This window comes from Bradyrhizobium sp. 137 (assembly GCF_023074095.1).
GTDB lineage: Bacteria > Pseudomonadota > Alphaproteobacteria > Rhizobiales > Xanthobacteraceae > Bradyrhizobium.
In genome coordinates, this window is record NZ_JADPKU010000063.1 from 246,139 (window position 1) to 262,189 (window position 16,051).

Annotated in this window: 14 protein-coding genes and 1 pseudogene; 7 read left to right on the forward strand and 8 right to left on the reverse strand. The window is 65.0% G+C overall.

Going from position 1 to position 16,051, the window contains the following annotated elements:
- Nucleotides 1-147 precede the first annotated feature (147 nt).
- The gene (locus IVA78_RS20290; RefSeq protein ID WP_247467338.1) at nucleotides 148-3,612 is read right to left on the reverse strand and encodes an AAA family ATPase; all 3,465 of its coding nucleotides are present in this window, start codon (nucleotides 3,610-3,612) and stop codon (nucleotides 148-150) included.
- Between the two features lie 208 nt (nucleotides 3,613-3,820).
- Between IVA78_RS20290 and IVA78_RS20295 the strand changes: the two are divergent.
- Nucleotides 3,821-3,937 (forward strand): annotated as a pseudogene (locus IVA78_RS20295) (LLM class flavin-dependent oxidoreductase); the annotation flags it as partial.
- A 30-nt stretch (nucleotides 3,938-3,967) separates the two neighbouring features.
- Here IVA78_RS20295 and IVA78_RS20300 read toward each other — a convergent pair.
- A complete protein-coding gene (locus IVA78_RS20300; protein ID WP_247280824.1) occupies nucleotides 3,968-4,993 on the reverse strand; it encodes a histone deacetylase family protein in 1,026 nt (341 codons plus the stop codon).
- Between the two features lie 377 nt (nucleotides 4,994-5,370).
- Between IVA78_RS20300 and IVA78_RS20305 the strand changes: the two genes are divergently transcribed.
- From IVA78_RS20305 to IVA78_RS20320, 4 genes are all read left to right on the forward strand, one after another.
- Complete coding sequence (locus tag IVA78_RS20305) at nucleotides 5,371-5,604, forward strand: hypothetical protein (RefSeq protein WP_091884042.1); 234 nt, start codon at nucleotides 5,371-5,373, stop codon at nucleotides 5,602-5,604.
- Between the two features lie 10 nt (nucleotides 5,605-5,614).
- On the forward strand, nucleotides 5,615-5,791 hold the full coding sequence (locus IVA78_RS20310; RefSeq protein WP_247280825.1) for a hypothetical protein: 177 nt from the start codon (nucleotides 5,615-5,617) through the stop codon (nucleotides 5,789-5,791).
- Between the two features lie 265 nt (nucleotides 5,792-6,056).
- Complete coding sequence (locus IVA78_RS20315; RefSeq protein WP_247280826.1) at nucleotides 6,057-7,646, forward strand: gamma-glutamyltransferase; 1,590 nt, start codon at nucleotides 6,057-6,059, stop codon at nucleotides 7,644-7,646.
- 148 nt (nucleotides 7,647-7,794) lie between these two features.
- The gene (locus IVA78_RS20320) at nucleotides 7,795-8,034 is read left to right on the forward strand and encodes a hypothetical protein (protein WP_247280827.1); all 240 of its coding nucleotides are present in this window, start codon (nucleotides 7,795-7,797) and stop codon (nucleotides 8,032-8,034) included.
- 57 nt (nucleotides 8,035-8,091) lie between these two features.
- Here the strand turns inward: IVA78_RS20320 and IVA78_RS20325 are convergent, their stop codons facing one another.
- The 4 genes from IVA78_RS20325 to IVA78_RS20340 are packed head-to-tail and all read right to left on the reverse strand — an operon-like array spanning nucleotide 8,092 to nucleotide 11,548.
- A complete protein-coding gene (locus IVA78_RS20325; RefSeq protein ID WP_247416105.1) occupies nucleotides 8,092-9,378 on the reverse strand; it encodes an FAD-binding oxidoreductase in 1,287 nt (428 codons plus the stop codon).
- A 12-nt stretch (nucleotides 9,379-9,390) separates the two neighbouring features.
- Nucleotides 9,391-10,122, reverse strand: a complete 732-nt coding sequence (locus tag IVA78_RS20330; protein WP_247280829.1) for an amino acid ABC transporter ATP-binding protein — start codon at nucleotides 10,120-10,122, stop codon at nucleotides 9,391-9,393.
- Entirely contained in the window at nucleotides 10,119-10,772 is a 654-nt protein-coding gene (locus IVA78_RS20335; RefSeq protein ID WP_247280830.1) for an amino acid ABC transporter permease, read from the reverse strand. Before IVA78_RS20335 ends, IVA78_RS20330 begins: the two co-directional genes overlap by 4 nt.
- A gap of 17 nt (nucleotides 10,773-10,789) precedes the next feature.
- Complete coding sequence (locus IVA78_RS20340) at nucleotides 10,790-11,548, reverse strand: ABC transporter substrate-binding protein (protein WP_247280831.1); 759 nt, start codon at nucleotides 11,546-11,548, stop codon at nucleotides 10,790-10,792.
- A gap of 191 nt (nucleotides 11,549-11,739) precedes the next feature.
- Here IVA78_RS20340 and IVA78_RS20345 point away from each other — a divergent pair, with 191 nt between their 5' ends.
- The gene (locus IVA78_RS20345; protein WP_247449016.1) at nucleotides 11,740-12,393 is read left to right on the forward strand and encodes a cupin domain-containing protein; all 654 of its coding nucleotides are present in this window, start codon (nucleotides 11,740-11,742) and stop codon (nucleotides 12,391-12,393) included.
- A 165-nt stretch (nucleotides 12,394-12,558) separates the two neighbouring features.
- Here IVA78_RS20345 and IVA78_RS20350 read toward each other — a convergent pair whose 3' ends face one another.
- A complete protein-coding gene (locus IVA78_RS20350) occupies nucleotides 12,559-13,824 on the reverse strand; it encodes a D-amino acid dehydrogenase (protein ID WP_247280833.1) in 1,266 nt (421 codons plus the stop codon).
- Between the two features lie 71 nt (nucleotides 13,825-13,895).
- The gene (locus IVA78_RS20355) at nucleotides 13,896-15,224 is read right to left on the reverse strand and encodes an aspartate aminotransferase family protein (RefSeq protein ID WP_247280834.1); all 1,329 of its coding nucleotides are present in this window, start codon (nucleotides 15,222-15,224) and stop codon (nucleotides 13,896-13,898) included.
- Between the two features lie 159 nt (nucleotides 15,225-15,383).
- On the opposite strand from IVA78_RS20355, the gene IVA78_RS20360 reads away from it, so the two are divergent.
- Entirely contained in the window at nucleotides 15,384-15,932 is a 549-nt protein-coding gene (locus tag IVA78_RS20360; RefSeq protein WP_247280835.1) for a cupin domain-containing protein, read from the forward strand.
- Nucleotides 15,933-16,051: the final 119 nt, after the last annotated feature.

Genomic DNA, 16,051 nt, shown 5'->3' on the forward strand with positions numbered 1-16,051 from the left:
CCCGTTCAATGCCCCGAAGACGCAGCGGTGCCAGTGCGGAAGCGCGCCATGGACCACCTCAACATTGCGATAAGCGCGGAGGTAACCCGCAGCGCGCTCGGCAAGCCGCTCCAATGGCGCGCACGCTCTGCGGCAAGATCGCTCATGTCAGGGGGCGACCTGTTCACGAACGGGCGCGTCCGCACCGAGCTCGTTGATCAGCTGCATCGCCTGCTTCAGGTCCGGCGTGTAGAAGCCCTCGCTGAACCTGCCGACGATGGGCACGAGCAGGAGACTTGCGTGCTCGCGCCTGCCGGCCTCGTGCCACAGCCGCGCCAGGCTGACGGCGGTGCGAAGCTCCCAGGACAATGCGCCCTGCTTACGCGCGGTTTCCAGCGACAGGCCGAACATATCCTCGGCCTCCCGCACCGATGCCGGGTCGCCGTCCGACAGCGTGATCTCGCCTTGCAGGCGATAGACTTCGGCGAGATAGGAGTGATCGCCGGTCCGTCTTGCGGTCGCGAGCGCGCCGTCCAGTGCCCGCAAGGCGGCGTCGCGCATCCCGACCTTGGCATAGGACTCCGCGAGCAGGCAGCGAAACCAACAGCCGGCGAGCCAGGAATCCATCGCCTCATACTCGTCGAGGCCGACGCGCATCTGGCTCAGGCCTTCGTCGGCTTCGCCGAGCTGAGCCAGCGCCCAGCCGCGCAGGATCGCCGCCTGCTGCTTCCAGTGCAGGAAATTGTGCTCGGTGGCGATGATCATCGCGCGATTGGCGTGGTCACGCGTGCCCTCGACATCGCGCAAATGCTGGCGGAGATAGGCGCCGAACACGAGCGCGAAGGCGAGCGTGAAGGGATGGCGGATCTTCTCGGCGTTCGCGATCGCCTGCTCGCTGTGCTGGCGCGCCGCGTCCGGACGGCCGAGGAACCACAGGAGATACCCGAGGTAGGACAGCGAGACGACGCCGGGATCGATGCCGTGGCGCTCCATCAGACCGGAATGCAGGTCGGGGCTGTAGAGGTTGATGCAGCGATGCAGATGATGCTGCGCGGCGGCAAAGCGGCCGCGATACAGCATGGTCATCGCGATCGCGCGGTGCGCCTCGATCAGATAACCGGTCTGCTGCGCCGGCTGCGCCCGCTGGTTCAGCCGTTCGCGCTTGGCGAATCTCAACAGCTCGACGCTGAGATCGTGCGCGCGCGTGAGATCGGCGCGGATGAAATGGCACACCCAGAGCCCGCGCGTGGCGGCGAAGGCCTTTTCGTCGTCGTCGAGCTGCTGGCCGAGCTCGAGCGCGCGGATGTAGTTCTGCTCGACCTCCTGCACGGCATAGCCTTTGGCGGCGATCAGGGCGGTGCCGAGTGCGATCCGGAGCTCGAGCTCCATCTGGTCGGCGCCTTGCACGCGCGCATTGGCCTGCACGACGCTCAAGCCGCGGCGCAGATGACCGATCGCTTCCAGATTGGCGCCGCTCTTGGCCGCCTGCTTGCCGGCCTTGAGCCAAAAGCTGGCGGCACCCTCGCTCTGGCCGGATTCGGTCAGGTGATAAGCGAGCAGCTCCGGTTCGCGCTCGGTCTTCTCCGGATACATCTCGGCGAGCACCTGGGCGATCCGGGAGTGCAGCTTGCGGCGCTCGCTGTGCAAGAGGCTCGCATGCGCGGCGTTCTGGATCATCACGTGCTTGAAGGAGTAGAGCGCGTCCGGCGGATGGCCGCGGCGCATGATCAGGCCCGCCTGCTCCAGGTGATTGAGCGCGGCTTCGATCTGCTCGGCTGGCGTGTTGGCGACTGCGTGCAGCGTCTCGTAGGAAAACTCGCGCCCGATCGTGGCGCCGATCTGGGCGACCCGCTTGAACGGTCCCATGCGGTCCAGTCGCGCCATCAGCGAGTCCGTCAGGGTTGCCGGGATCGCGAGCTGCCGCCACGGGCCCGACAGCACGTAGCGCCCGTGCCGCTCGGTCAGGAGGTTGGATTCCAGAACCGTCTTGGTCAGCTCTTCCAGGAACAGCGGCACGCCGTCGGTCTTGACGATGATCTCCTCGACGACCTCCTTGGGCAGCTCCCTGCCGGCAACGCGCCCGACCAGCGTCGTGCGCAGCGGCCGGCTCAGGCGGTTCAGCACCAGGGTCGTGATGTGCGAATGCGCGTTCCAACTCGGCTGGAATTCGGATCGCGCGGTGATGATGGCCAGGATCGGCCGGTTCTGCACCCGGTCGACCAGCAGGTCGATCACCTCGCGTGAGGTCGGGTCGATCCAATGCAAATCCTCGAACGCGATCACCAACGGCATCTCGCGCGCAAGGCCCAGGAAGTGATTGACCAGCGCCGTGACGGTGGCATCCTTCTGCTGCTGCGGCGAAAGGTCGAGCCGCGGATAGCGGTCGCCGGTCGGCATCGACAGCAGCGCGGCAAACAGCGGCGCGACCTGCTCGATGTCGCCATGCGCGGTGGCGATCGCGGTCTCCAGGCTCGCCAGCGACAGCGCGGACGCATCCTCCCGATCGAGGCCGAGGGAGAATTTGAGCTGCTGGACGAACGGATGGAACGCCGTGGAGGTGTAGTAAGGCGAGCACTGGAGCGAGACCTGTCCATGGCGATCGCCGGATATCCGCTCGAAGATTTCCTGGATGATGCGCGACTTGCCGATGCCGGGCTCGCCGAACTTAACGACGACCTGGCCGTCGCCGTCTTTGGCCTGCTGCCAGCGTCCCATCAGCAGCGCGATCTCCTCCTCGCGGTTGACGAGCGGCGTCAGCCGCGTGCCCATGGCGGCGGCGAAGCGGGTCTCCATCCGCGAGGCGCGCACCACGTGCCAGGCCTGCGCTTTCTCGGAGATGCCCTTCAAGTCATGGACGCCGAGATTGCGGTAGTCGAACTTCCCCTTCAGCAGCGCTTGGGTCGATGCGGAGATCACGACTCCGTTGGGCGGCGCCAGGCCTTGCAGCCGCGCCGCGAGATTGACGGTTTCTCCGACCGCGGAATCGCGCTCTTCGGTGCCCTGTCCGACCAGATCGCCGACCACGACGAGGCCGGTCGCGATCCCGATGCGGACGGCGGGCGAGTGGCTGAGCGCACCGCGCGGCTCGATCGCATGCGCGCTCGACAGCACCCGCACGATCTCGAGCCCGGCGCGAACTGCGCGCTCGGCATCGTCCTCATGAGCGGTCGGATAGCCGAAATAGATCAAGATACCGTCGCCGACGAAACGGGCGGCAAAGCCCTCGTAATGCTTGACCACGCGGACGCAGGTTTCGCGGAAGCTCGCAATCATGTCGCGCACGTCTTCCGGATCGAACTGAACCGATAGCGAGGTGGAATCCACCATGTCGCAGAACATGGTGGTGAGCTGACGCCGTTCCGCGCCGACCTCCGAGCGCGTTTGCGGCGGCGCCACTGCCGCCGACGGCTCCGCCGTTTCGGCCTGGAACAGCGCCGACATGGCTCGCTGAAGCCGCTTGCGATCACCGAGCGGCAATCCGAGCTCGACCAGATCGGATTCGGTCAGGTCCGCCACGACGTCGAGATCGAGACGGTGCTGCGCAAAGAGATCGGTGTAGTGGCCGAGACCGATGCCCTCGAGCCAGCGCTTCAGCCCGCCCTCCGTTCCCGTGCCCGGCTCGTTCTCCAGCATGGTGATTTCTGCCCGACCTATCGTTACGTCGAAGGGGCTTTGGGGTCCCCTCAATCACAGATTTGGGGCCCGACTTCACCTCAGACTGGACGCGTTCCCTAATCCTTGGGAAGAATAGCTCAATCAGATCAGAAGGGAATGGCGTTGTCGGATGTTATCCCGATCTGACCGCGGACGAACTGCAGCGCTATTGAAGCTGCGGCGCTCTCTCGTCGGCAGCTATGAGGAGCTCGGCGCAAGATCGAAGGATTGTACGGCGACGGGATTGACCACGATCATGCTCGACATGGTCGCGGACGAAGCCGAGATGCAGCACGTCTGCTAGGTGCTCGCGGCGAGCGAGATGCTTTCAAGCTCACCGCGCCTCTTCGAATCCTGCCAGCACTGAGGTGAGGTTCGCGCCCAAAATATCCGAGAGATAGCCACCCTCCTGCACGAACACGGTCGGCAGGCCCATCTTCGCGATGGCCTGGCCGATGCGGCGGAAGCCTGGTGTGGTGACGGCCAATCCCTTCAGCGGGTCGTGTTCGGAGGCATCGAGACCAAGCGCGACGACGAGCGCGCTCGGCGCAAACGATTCGATCGCCTTGCGCGCAACGTCCAGCGCCTGCATGTAGCCGTCATCGCCGGTGCCGATGGCGAGGGGAATGTTGAGGTTGGTGCCGAGACCCGGACCCTCGCCGTGCTCATGGGCATAGCCCCACACGAACGGATAATACGCAACCGGATCGGCATGGATCGAGATCGTGTAGACGTCAGGCCGCGCGTAGAAGATGCCCTGCGTGCCGTTGCCATGATGGACGTCGACGTCGAGGATGACGACACGCTCGTGCTTCTGCCGCAGATGCGCCGCCGCGATCGCACTGTTGTTGAGGAAGCAGAAACCGCCCGCCATGTCGCGATAGGCGTGATGGCCCGGTGGGCGGCAGAGCGCATAGGTCGCATCCTCGCCGTCCATCACCATCTGCGCCGCGGTGACCGCGACGTCGGTCGCGGCACAGGCGGCCGCCCACGTGCCCGGCCCGATTGGCGCCGCCGTGTCGGCGGTGTGCCAGCCGAGCTTGCCGACGATATGGGTGGGATAAGTCGCCGCGTGGCGCACCGGATGGATATTGCCGATCATCTCCGGGCCGGAATCGCCGAGCGCCGTCCAGGCCTCCCAGGCTTCGCTCAGGAACGACAGATATTCCGGACTGTGGATGCGCGCGCGGGGCCCTTGCCCGAATTTCGTCGGCTCGACCAGCTGATGCTTGCCGTCCCTCAATCCCTTGAGCAGGCGATCGACGCGCTCGGGCTGCTCGGTGGTGCGCTTGACGAGCCCGCGAACCAGGAAGAATTGCGGATCATGGCTGCGGTGCAGCTCAGTATGGACGGCTTTCACTCGAACACTCCGTGGGGCGCATGCTCTTTGATGTGCCGCAGAGTCTTGGTCCCCGCGGCGGCCAGATGCAAGCCTCCAGGCCGGGACGACGCTATGCTTCTTGTAATCGGCAATGAACATGGTGCCGTTCCGAAGCGGATGGCATTACCGACGCTGCCTTCGGAAGGACCCATGTCGCCCCTCGACTTTCGTCGGAGGTTGTTCCATGCCGCCCAAGCGCGGTCCAGCTGATCATCACCCGCCTGTGATTAAACCTGTAACGACCTTGCAGGCGACCAATCTCCGTAAATTCCCTTACCGGGTTCGACCCGAATGTTTCGCGAATGCCTCGGGTGGTATCAATTTGCCATCCCAATCGCTCCCTACAGGAGGCGTAGATGGTCCAGGTCTACTTTCACTGCTCCAATACCGAGGGCACCCTGATCGATCGCTACGGCGCCGCCGTCTCCAATCTCACCGAGGCCCGCGACCGCGCCGCCCAGATCATGCGATCGATGATTCTGACGCCGAGCAACGAGGACTGGCGCGACTGGGTGATCCACGTCAGCGATGACGACGGCGAGGAGATTTTCGATCTTCCCTTCACCGCCATGCTCGGCAAGCCGCATTGAGGTGATGCCGATGTTGCTCCCTTCACTGAGCCTCCTTCGCCAGCCCCTGAACTTCGTCGCCATGAAATGGCAGACCCTGATCCGGGTCGCCGGCGACCCGTACCGCCCCGAGCTTCACTACATGCGCGGGCCGGGCCCGAAATGGCGTGCCAAGTATCAGGCCAGCCGGTTGAACCGCTCGCTCTGAGCGGTCGCCGCGTCGTCCTTATTCGCTGTGTCTTTCATGGCCGGGCTCGTCCCGGCCATCGACGTTCTTGGGCCGCTTGCGGGAGACCTGGATGCCCGGGCCAAGCCCGGGCATGAGGGCTTGGTAGGCGGTCGCCACCCCGCACCATCCCGCGTCTGCCTCACACCAGCCATGTCGCTCCTCGCTTTGGATGTTCTCGTTGGCGGCAGTGTGCCATTGTCCGCGCGCCTAGCCAGCCAAGACAACCGAAGACAAAGACGACATCATGCCTCACCAGTTCAGCCGCGCCCAGCACATCCGCAAACCCGCAGTCAGAGCCAAGGGCGGCATCGTCGCCGCGCAATCGCGGCGGGCGGCCGAGGTCGGCGCAGAGGTGCTAGCGGCAGGCGGCGACTGTGTCGACGCCGTCGTCGCTACCACCTTCGCGCTGAACGTGCTGGAGCCCTGGATGAGCGGCATGGGCGGCGGCGGCGCGATGGTGCTCTACCGCGCCAAGGACAATCGCTACGAAGTGATCGACTACGGCATGTGCGCACCGCAGAGCCTGCGCGTCGCCGACTATCCGATTACGGGCGAAGGCGCGGCCTCCGACCTGTTCCCCTGGCCGCGGGTAGAGGACGATCGCAACATTCACGGGCCTGGCTCGATCGCGGTGCCCGGCGTCGTCGCCGGCATGGAGGAAGCGCATCGCCGCCACGCCAGGATGCCGTGGAAGGATCTGGTCGCGCCCGCTGCGACGATCGCCGGCGAAGGTCTGCTGGTCGACTGGTGGACGACGCTCATGATCGCGAGCTCCGCCGCTGAGCTCCGGCGCTATCCCGCCAGCGCGGACATCTTCCTGAGGGACGGCCTGCCGCCGAATGCGCCCTGGGGCATCAAGGCCGAGACGCGGCTGCCGCAGGACAAGCTGAAGGCGACGCTGGCCCATCTCGCAGCCGCTGGCCCCCGCGATTTTTACGAGGGTGACCTCGCAAGAAGCATTGCATCCGACATCAAGGCCGACGGCGGCTCGCTATCGACGGAGGATCTCGCCGCGTTCCGCAGCCACCTGCGCGAGCCGCTGGCGATCCCCTATCGCGGCGGCAAGGTGTTTGCGACGCCGGAGCTCACTGCCGGACCGACGATGGCGCATGCGCTACGCCTGTTGCAGCAGAATCTGAAGCCGGGCGGCACACCGGACGCGGCCGCCTACGCCGAATATGCGCTGGCGCTGCAATCGGCCTATCGCCAGCGGCTGGGCGACATGGGCGATGCCGATGGCAAGCGCTCGCTCGGCGCGGAATACCTGGCGCCGGCCTGCACCACCCACTTCTCCGTGGTCGACCGCCACGGCAACATGGCCGCGGTGACGCAGACGCTGCTGTCCACCTTCGGCTCGAAATATGTCACGCCGCACACCGGCATCCCCATGAACAACGGCATCATGTGGTTCGATCCGACACCTGGCACCACCAACTCGCTCGCACCTGGCAAGCGTTGTCTCACCAACTACACGCCCGTCATCGCCGAGACCCCGGATGGCAAGCGCCTCGCGGTCGGCGCCTCCGGCGGCCGCCGCATCCTGCCGGCGGTGATGCAACTCGTCTCCTTTGCGATGGATTTTGGTATGGACCTCGATGCCGCCATCCACCAGCCGCGCATCGACGCCAGCGAAGGCCCGGTCGTTATCGGTGATGCCCGCCTGCCGGCGGACGCGCGCAAGACGCTGGCGGCGCGATTCGACTATCAGGAGACCCAGGTGCAGGCGCTACCGATGAAGTTCGCCTGCCCGAGCGTGGTGATGCGCGAGGGCGAGACCAATTCGGGCGCGGTCGAGATTTTCCAACCGTGGGCCGAAGCGGTGGTGGAAGGCTGAGCGCACGGATGCAATGTGCTAACGCGGATCGAACTGGTGCGCGATTGCGCATCTGCGCGAGCGTCACGACTTCTCCACATTGGCAGGGAACTTACCTGCCCACCGTTCGTTCATTGAACGGACAAATGCGCTCGCCCCAGTGGAGGACATGATGAAGAAACTTGCGCTCGCCGCGTCGCTGATCGTTGCAGCCGGCCTCACATTTGCCGGCCCTGCCCTGGCCAAGGGCGGTCATGGACATGGTCATGGACACGGGCACGGTCATGGCCATGGTCACGCGATGGGCCATCATCACCATGGCACGCCGCCGGGATGGTACCACGGGCGCAAGGTCGGCTGGCGCGGCATGGGCTGCCCGCCCGGCCTGTGGAAACAGGGCCGCTGCTGAACATCGGATCGAGCAAGGCGCTGCCTCGGCGGCGCCTTCTCCAAATCCCTAACCGATCTATATGCCTAACCGATCTCTCATGCGGCCCGCGATGACGGCGCTCGTCACGCCGAGCGGCCAGAACGCGTGCATCGGGATCGGCTTGATGCCCGTGATGGGCATGTCGATCTCCACCTTTGGCCCGCCGATCAGCCTGCGCGCGAGCTGTGCGCCCATCGCGGTGGAGAGCGCAACGCCGCGGCCGTTGCAGCCGAGCGAGATCAGGATGTTCTCCGCGGGCTCATGCACATGCGGATAATGATCGCCGGTGATCGCGAGCCGGCTGTTCCAGCCATGCGTCCAGGCGACGCCCTTGAGCTGCGGCCATAGCCGCTCGGCGTAGCGCATGAGGTAGGCGACGTCGTTCGGCGACTTTATCCAACGCATCGGGCCGCGGCCGCCCATCAACAGGCGGTTCTGCTGATCGATGCGGTAATAGACCGTGATATAGCCGCTCTCGTAGAGCACGGGACGTGTCGGCATGATCGAGCGCGCGACAGCGTCCGAGAGCGGCGCAGTAGCGGCGATCGAGGAAAACACCGGCACGATGGTGCGTCGAAGTGCCGGCCAGAGATCGTCGGTGAAGCCGTTGGTGGCGAGCAGGACTTTTTCGGCATGCACGATCGCGCGCGGCGTCGCGATGCGCCAGCGCGTGCCGTCGCGGCGCAGCGACAGCGCCGGCGTCTCACCAAAAACCCTCGCGCCGGCCGAGATCGCCGCGCGCGCGAGGCCGCGAGCATAGCTGAGAGGATGCAGATCGCCGCCACGCGTGTCCAGCATCGCCCCGATATAGCGATCGGTGCCGGTCATCACGCGCAACTGCTCGCGATTCAGGAATGACACCGGCATGCCGCGGCGGATGCATTGCTGCGCGGTGTTCTCGATCGCGGCGGCGCTGGCCTCGTTATAGGCGGCGCGCAGCGTGCCGTTCTGCCGCGCCTCGCAGGGAATCTGGTAACGGCGGATCAATTCGTGGGTGAAGTTCGTGGTGCCGTAGGAGAAGTCGATCATGCGGCGGCCGAGATCTGCGCCGAAATCGGCCTCGATCTGATCGGGATCGTGCTTCAATCCGGGATTGGTGTGGCCGCCATTGTTGCCGGACGCGCCCCAGCCGGGCTCCTGCGCCTCCAGCACCAATGCCTCGACACCCTGCTCGGCCAGATGCAACGCCGTGGACAGGCCGGTATAGCCGCCGCCGACGATCGCGACGGAGGCGGTGTTGTCGACATCGAGCGGCGGCGTGGCGACGGGCGCGATGGCGGTGTCGGCATAGACAGAGGGCGGCAGAGGCAGGCGCGCGTTCATGGCGAACACCGATCAGAGCGGATGCAGCACACGGCGCAAAAAATCCTGCGTGCGCGGATGCTGGGGTTGGTTGAGCAGCGCCTTGGCCGGCCCCTGCTCGACGATGACGCCGCCGTCGATGAACAGCACGCGGTCGGCGACGTCGCGGGCAAAGCCCATCTCGTGGGTGACGACGACCATGGTCATGCCGTCGTCGGCGAGCTTGCGCATCACGCCGAGGACGTCGCCGACCAGTTCAGGGTCGAGGGCCGAGGTCGGCTCGTCGAACAGGATCGCCTTGGGCTGCATCGCCAGCGCCCGCGCGATCGCGACGCGCTGCTGCTGGCCGCCCGAGAGTTGCGGCGGATGCGCATCGGCCTTCTCGGCGAGCCCGACCTGGGCGAGCAGCGCGCGGCCGCGTTCCAACGCTTGCGCACGCGGCTCCTTCTTCACATACAGCGGCCCCTCGATCACGTTCTCCAGCGCCGTGCGGTGTGGAAACAGGTTGAAGCGCTGAAACACCATCGAGACCCGGGTACGGATGTTCACGATCGACGGCGCGTCGCGGTCGACCTTCAATCCCTCGACGCTGATCTCGCCGCGGTCGTAGCTTTCGAGGCCGTTGATACAGCGCAAAATGGTCGACTTGCCGGAGCCTGATGGCCCGATGATGCAGACCACCTCGCCCTTCTGAACGGAGGCCGTGATGCCCTTGAGCACCTCGACTTTGCCAAAGCTCTTGTGGACGTCATTCAGTTCGATCATCGCTTGCCGGCCCGCTTCTCGAAGTGACGGACCAGCAGGATCAAGGGAATGCTCATGGTGAGATACATCAGCGCAACAAGGGTGAACACGCTGGTGTTCTTGAACGTCGACGAGGCGATCAGCTTGCCTTGCAGGGCAAGCTCGGCGACGGTGATGGTGGAGGCCTGCGAGGAATCCTTCAGCATCATGATCATGACGTTGCCGTAGGGAGGCAGCACGATGCGGACCGCCTGCGGCAGCACAACGCGGCGCATCGTCAGCCACCAGCCCATGCCGATCGACTGCGCCGCTTCGATCTGCCCCTTGTCAATCGCCTCGATGCCGGCGCGGAAATTCTCGGCCTGATAGGCCGAATAGGCGATGCCGAGCCCGAGGATTGCGGCCTGCAAGGCCGACAACGTGACGCCGAGATCCGGCATCACGAAGTAAAGATAGAACAACAGCACGATGATCGGGATGCCGCGGATCACATTGATCAGGCTGGCGCTGAGCATCGACAGCACCTTGATACCCGAGACCCGCATCATCGCCCAGACGAGGCCGAGCACCGTCGAGAGCAGCAGGGAGCCGACCGTGACGATGATCGTCAGCGCGACGCCGTTCAACAGGATCGGGAAGAACTCGACGGCGTCGCGCCAGAAGCCTTTCATCGGCCAGCCTTCATCGATCAACCTTGCGCCTTCAGACCCCATTTATCCAGGATCTTGGCAATGGTTCCGTTGGCCTTGAGCTTCGCGAGCGAGGCGTTGATCTTGCCGAGCAGCGCGGTCTCGCCCTTGCGCACGCCAATGCCGACCGAGCCGACCGTGACGGGCTTGTAGCCGTCGACCAGGCGCACCTCGGGGAAGCCGCCCTGTTTCAGATTGTAGGCGAGGATCGGATAGTCGGCATAGCCGGCCTTGAGGCGGCCCGTGTTCACGTCGCGCAGGATGTCGGGAATGGTGTCGTAGGCTTTGACCTCGGCGAACAGGCCGGACTTCTTCAGCGCGTCAACGAAGGCGGTGCCGACCTGGGCGCCCACGGTCTCACCCTTCAGATCTTCCTGAGACGCATAGGCCTTGGTGTCGCTCTTCGGCACGACGAGGCCCTCGCCGTAAGTGTAGATCGGGTCGGAGAAGTCGACGACCTCCTTGCGCGGGGGCGTGATGAACATCGCAGCGGCGATAATGTCGATCTTGCTCGAGGTCAGCGACGGAATCAGCGCCGAGAACTGCATCGGCTCGATCTGCACGTTGAAACCGGCATCCTTGCCGATCTCGGTGACGAGATCGACCATGATGCCTTGAATGGTATTGGTCTTGGTGTCGAGGAAGGTGAAGGGAATGCCTGTCGGCGTCGAGCCGACTTTCAGCACCTGCTGGGCCGAGGCCGGAGCTGCGGCTGCAATTGCCAATGCCGCGATCGCGGCCAGACCAAAACGCTTCATCGCATCCCCCTTTGGGCCTAGCCGATGGCGGCGCTCGCGAATGTCGCCATCACACGTTGCAGGAGACGTTGCGGGCTACGCCGTTTCGGCCTATTTTCACCGATATGAAAATTTGGTCACACTTTCGCGGCTCGCGCAAGCGGTTTTCATGCACATGAAGGAAGCGGTCTGACGTGAGCGGTGGCAAAAGAATGCGCAAACCGGCCGCGAGGGCGGCGAAGAAGCTAACGGCCAAAGCCAGCACCAAGGCTGCCATGAAACCGGCCGAGCCCGCGATGGACGTCGCGGTTGGCCGCCGCATCAGGGATCTCCGGCACGTCAGGCAGTTTTCGTTGGAAACGGTCGCGGCGCGCACCTCACTTTCGATCGGCTTCCTCAGCCAGATCGAGCGCGGCATGTCGTCACCCTCGCTGCGCGTGCTGGCGACGCTCGCAGACGTGTTCGGCGTCGGCATCGCCGCACTGTTCGGCGCGAGCCCGAGCGCCGACGGCGGATCGGACCAGGTGGTGACGCGCGGGCTTCAGCGGCCCGAGCTGAAGCTCTGGCGCAGCGGCGTCTCAAAGCAATTGCTGAGTCCGGCGAGTGCCGACAACAAGCTCAATCTGTTCCTGGTGCATCTGGAGCCCGGCGGCTCGACGGGCGACGAACTCTACACCCATGATGGCGAGGAGGCCGGGCTCGTGCTCGAAGGTGAGATGATGCTGACGGTAGACAGCGAGACGTGGTCGCTGAAGACCGGCGACAGCTTTCGCTTCGCGAGCCGCCGGCCGCACCGGTTTTCCAATCCTGCGCAGGATGCCAAGGCCGTGGTGCTGTGGGTGAATTGCGTGACGGGGGCGGGGTAAGCCCCGTGTTTCGCCTCTCTCGCCGCACTCGGCGTTGAGAGAAATGAGCCGCGCCGCCTCCACATCGTCATTGCGAGGAGCCCTTGCGACGAAGTAATCCAGAGTGTCGCCACGGAAAGATACTGGATTGCTTCGCTGCGCTCGCAATGACGAGCGGATGGAGCTTCACCCAAACCGATGCGCGTACCGGTCCACCGTCAGCGCGCTGACGTCGATGTCCGGCTTCCGGCCCGACAGCATGTCAGCGAGCACGCGCCCCGAGCCGCAGGCCATGGTCCAGCCGAGCGTGCCGTGGCCGGTGTTGAGGTGGAGGTTGGCGTATTGCGTTGGGCCGATCACGGGCGGGCCGTCCGGCGTCATCGGGCGCAGGCCGCTCCAGAAGGTCGCCTTGGCGAGATCGCCGCCGCGTGGAAACAGGTCGGTCAGCGAATGATCGAGCGTGGCGCGGCGTGCATCGTAGAGCTTGCTCGAATAGCCGGAGATTTCCGCGGTGCCGCCGACGCGGATGCGATTGCCGAGGCGGGTGATCGCGACCTTGTAGCTCTCGTCCATCACGGTGGATTCCGGCGCGCCGGAGGCGTCCTTGATCGGCACCGTGATCGAATAGCCCTTCACCGGATAGACCGGGAGCGAAATGCCGAGCGGAGCCAGGAGCCGCGACGACCAGCTTCCGAGCGCGAGGACGTAAGCGTCTGCCTGCAACAGGCCGGCACTGGTCGCGACACTGCTGACCCGCGCGCCGTCGGTGACGATGCGATCGATGCTCGTGTTGAACATGAAGCGAACGCCGAGCGCCTCGGCATGCTTGGCCAGCGCCTGCGTGAACATGTGGCAGTCGCCGGTCTCATCCTGGGGCAAGCGAAGCCCGCCGACGAACTTCTCCTTCACGCCGCCGAGCGCCGGCTCGACCGCGATGCAGCCCTCGCGGCTCAGCAACTCGAAAGGCACGCCGTACTGCTTGAGCACGGCGATGTCCTCAGCCGTGCCATCGAGCTGCGCCTGATAGCGGAACAGCTGCAGCGTTCCCTGCGAGCGTTCGTCATACTGAATACCGATGTCGCGGCGCAGATCGCGCAAGGAATCGCGGCTGTATTCCGCGATCGGGATCATCCGGCTCTTGTTGACCGCATAGCGCGCGCTGGTGCAGTTGCGCAGCAGCTTGAGCAGCCAGACCCACATGACAGGATCAAGCTTCGGCCGGATCACCAGCGGGCCGTGCTTCATCAACAACCACTTGACGGCCTTCACCGGCACGCCTGGGCCGGCCCAGGGCGAGGAATAGCCGGGCGACACCTCGCCGGCATTGGCGAAAGAGGTCTCCAGCGCCGGCTCCGGCTGGCGGTCGACGACCGTCACCTCATGACCAGCACGCGCAAGATAATAGGCAGAGGTGACACCGATGACACCGCTGCCGAGGATCAAGACTTTCACGCTTCGTCAAACTCCCGCGGCATCACGCGCGCCGCTGCAAGAAGAAACTCCGTGAACCGCGGGAGCAATTATCAGGCCACCTTCTTGATGGCATCGCCGAGGATCGAGACCATCTGGTCGATGTGGCTCTTCTCGACGATGAGCGGCGGCGACATCGCGAAGCTGTCGCCGCTCATGCGCAGGTAAAGCCCGGTGTTGAAGCAGTCGACCATCACGTCATAGCCGCGCGCGCCGATGACGCCGTCGCGCGGCGCGAGCTCGACCGCGCCCATCAGGCCGCAATTGCGGATGTCGACGACGTTCGGCAGCCCCTTCAGCGAATGCAGCGCATCGCGCCAATATTCGGCGATCGACGCGCCGCGCGTGAGCAGGCCTTCATCCTTGTAGATGTCGAGCGTCGCGATGCCGGCGGCGCAGGCGGTCGGATGCGCGGAATAAGTGTAGCCGTGGAACAGCTCCATCTGGTTCTCGGGGCCGACCATCAGGCCGTCATGTACCTTGCGGCTCGCGAACACCGCGCCGCAGGGAATGGTGCCGTTGGTGATGCCCTTGGCCGTCGTCATCAGGTCCGGCGTGACGCCGAAGAAGTTGGCGGCAAACGGCGTGCCCAGCCGGCCGAAGCCGGTGATGACCTCGTCGAAGATCAGGAGAATGCCGTGCTTGTCGCAAATCTCGCGCAGGCGCTGGAGATAGCCCTTCGGCGGCGGCAGCACCGCAGTCGAACCCGGCACCGGCTCGACGATGACGGCGGCGATCGTCTCGCCACCGTGCAGGCCGACAAGGCGCTCGAGATCGTCGGCAAGCTCGGCGCCGTGCTCAGGCTGATCCTTGGCGAAGGCGTTGCGGGTGAGATCGTGGGTGTGACGGATATGGTCGACGCCCGGCAGCAGGGTGGCGAAGGCGCGGCGATTGGCGACCATGCCGCCAACCGAGGTGCCGCCGAAGCCGACGCCGTGATAGCCGCGCTCGCGGCCGATCAGGCGGGTGCGGCTCGCCTGACCGTTGGCGCGGTGATAGGCCAGCGCGATCTTCAGCGCGGTGTCGACCGACTCGGAGCCGGAGTTGGTGAAGAAGACCCGATCGAGGCCCTTCGGCGCGATCTCGGCGAGACGCTCGGCGAAATCGAACGCCAGCGGATGGCCCATCTGGAACGACGGCGCGAAGTCCAGCGTCATGAGCTGGCGCTCGACCGCAGCCGCAATCTGCTTGCGGCCATGGCCAGCATTGACGCACCACAGGCCGGCGGAGCCATCGATCACCTTGCGGCCATCGACGGTGGTGTAGTGCATGCCCTCGGCCGAGGAGAACAGGCGGGGCGCCTTCTTGAACTGACGGTTGGCCGTGAACGGCATCCAGAACGAGTCGGTCTTGATAGTGTTCGGAATCTGATGAAGGGTCACGGCCGCGCTCCTTTGCTGACCTGCCAGCAGAGCCACGGCTTGCAAAGCGCAACAAGTCCTTTTCTGATCAGCTGCAAGCCATTGATTTAATTGGAGCTGCCGGTCCATATTTGCGCGATCCGCAACACTTGCAACACGGACCAAGGCAAGGACCAAGGCATGAGCGTCGACATCGGTGGACGGCTGCGATTCATCCGGGCGCGCAACAAGCTGTCGCAGCGTGAGCTGGCAAAACGTGCCGGCGTCACCAATTCGACGATCTCGCTGATCGAATCCAACCAGATGAACCCCTCGGTCGGCGCGCTCAAGCGCATCCTTGACGGCATCCCGATGGGGCTCGCCGAGTTCTTCGCGCTGGAGCCGGAGTCGAGGCGCAAGATCTTCTACCGCGCGGAGGAACTGACCGAGGTCGGCAAGAAGCCGATCTCCTACCGGCAAGTCGGCGACAATCTGTTCGGCCGCAGCCTCCAGATCCTGAAGGAGCGCTACGAGCCCGGCAGCGACACCGGGCGCGTCCACCTCGTCCATGACGGCGAGGAAGGCGGCATCGTGATCTCCGGAAAGCTCGAAGTCACCGTGGAGGACGAGCGGCGCATCCTCAACCCGGGCGATGCCTATTATTTCGAGAGCCGCCGCCCGCATCGCTTCCGCTGCGTCGGCGGCAAGCCGTGCGAAGTGATCTCGGCCTGCACGCCACCGACGTTCTGATACGGGCGGTTCGCCCCCTCTCCCGTTTGCGGGAGAGGGTTGGTGAGAGGGTGTCTCCGCCGAAAGATTCTCTCTGCGGAGAAAGCCCTCACCCGGCGCTTCGCGCCGACCTCTCCCGC

Coding starts and splice junctions, on each gene's coding strand:
- IVA78_RS20315 (WP_247280826.1), top strand. CDS start 6,057: ATGCCTCACCAGTTCAGCCGCGCCCAGCACATCCGCAAACCCGCAGTC.
- IVA78_RS20330 (WP_247280829.1), bottom strand. CDS start 10,122: ATGATCGAACTGAATGACGTCCACAAGAGCTTTGGCAAAGTCGAGGTG.
- IVA78_RS20335 (WP_247280830.1), bottom strand. CDS start 10,772: ATGAAAGGCTTCTGGCGCGACGCCGTCGAGTTCTTCCCGATCCTGTTG.
- IVA78_RS20325 (WP_247416105.1), bottom strand. CDS start 9,378: ATGAACGCGCGCCTGCCTCTGCCGCCCTCTGTCTATGCCGACACCGCC.
- IVA78_RS20290 (WP_247467338.1), bottom strand. CDS start 3,612: ATGCTGGAGAACGAGCCGGGCACGGGAACGGAGGGCGGGCTGAAGCGC.
- IVA78_RS20305 (WP_091884042.1), top strand. CDS start 5,371: ATGGTCCAGGTCTACTTTCACTGCTCCAATACCGAGGGCACCCTGATC.
- IVA78_RS20320 (WP_247280827.1), top strand. CDS start 7,795: ATGATGAAGAAACTTGCGCTCGCCGCGTCGCTGATCGTTGCAGCCGGC.
- IVA78_RS20345 (WP_247449016.1), top strand. CDS start 11,740: ATGCGCAAACCGGCCGCGAGGGCGGCGAAGAAGCTAACGGCCAAAGCC.
- IVA78_RS20310 (WP_247280825.1), top strand. CDS start 5,615: ATGTTGCTCCCTTCACTGAGCCTCCTTCGCCAGCCCCTGAACTTCGTC.
- IVA78_RS20360 (WP_247280835.1), top strand. CDS start 15,384: ATGAGCGTCGACATCGGTGGACGGCTGCGATTCATCCGGGCGCGCAAC.
- IVA78_RS20340 (WP_247280831.1), bottom strand. CDS start 11,548: ATGAAGCGTTTTGGTCTGGCCGCGATCGCGGCATTGGCAATTGCAGCC.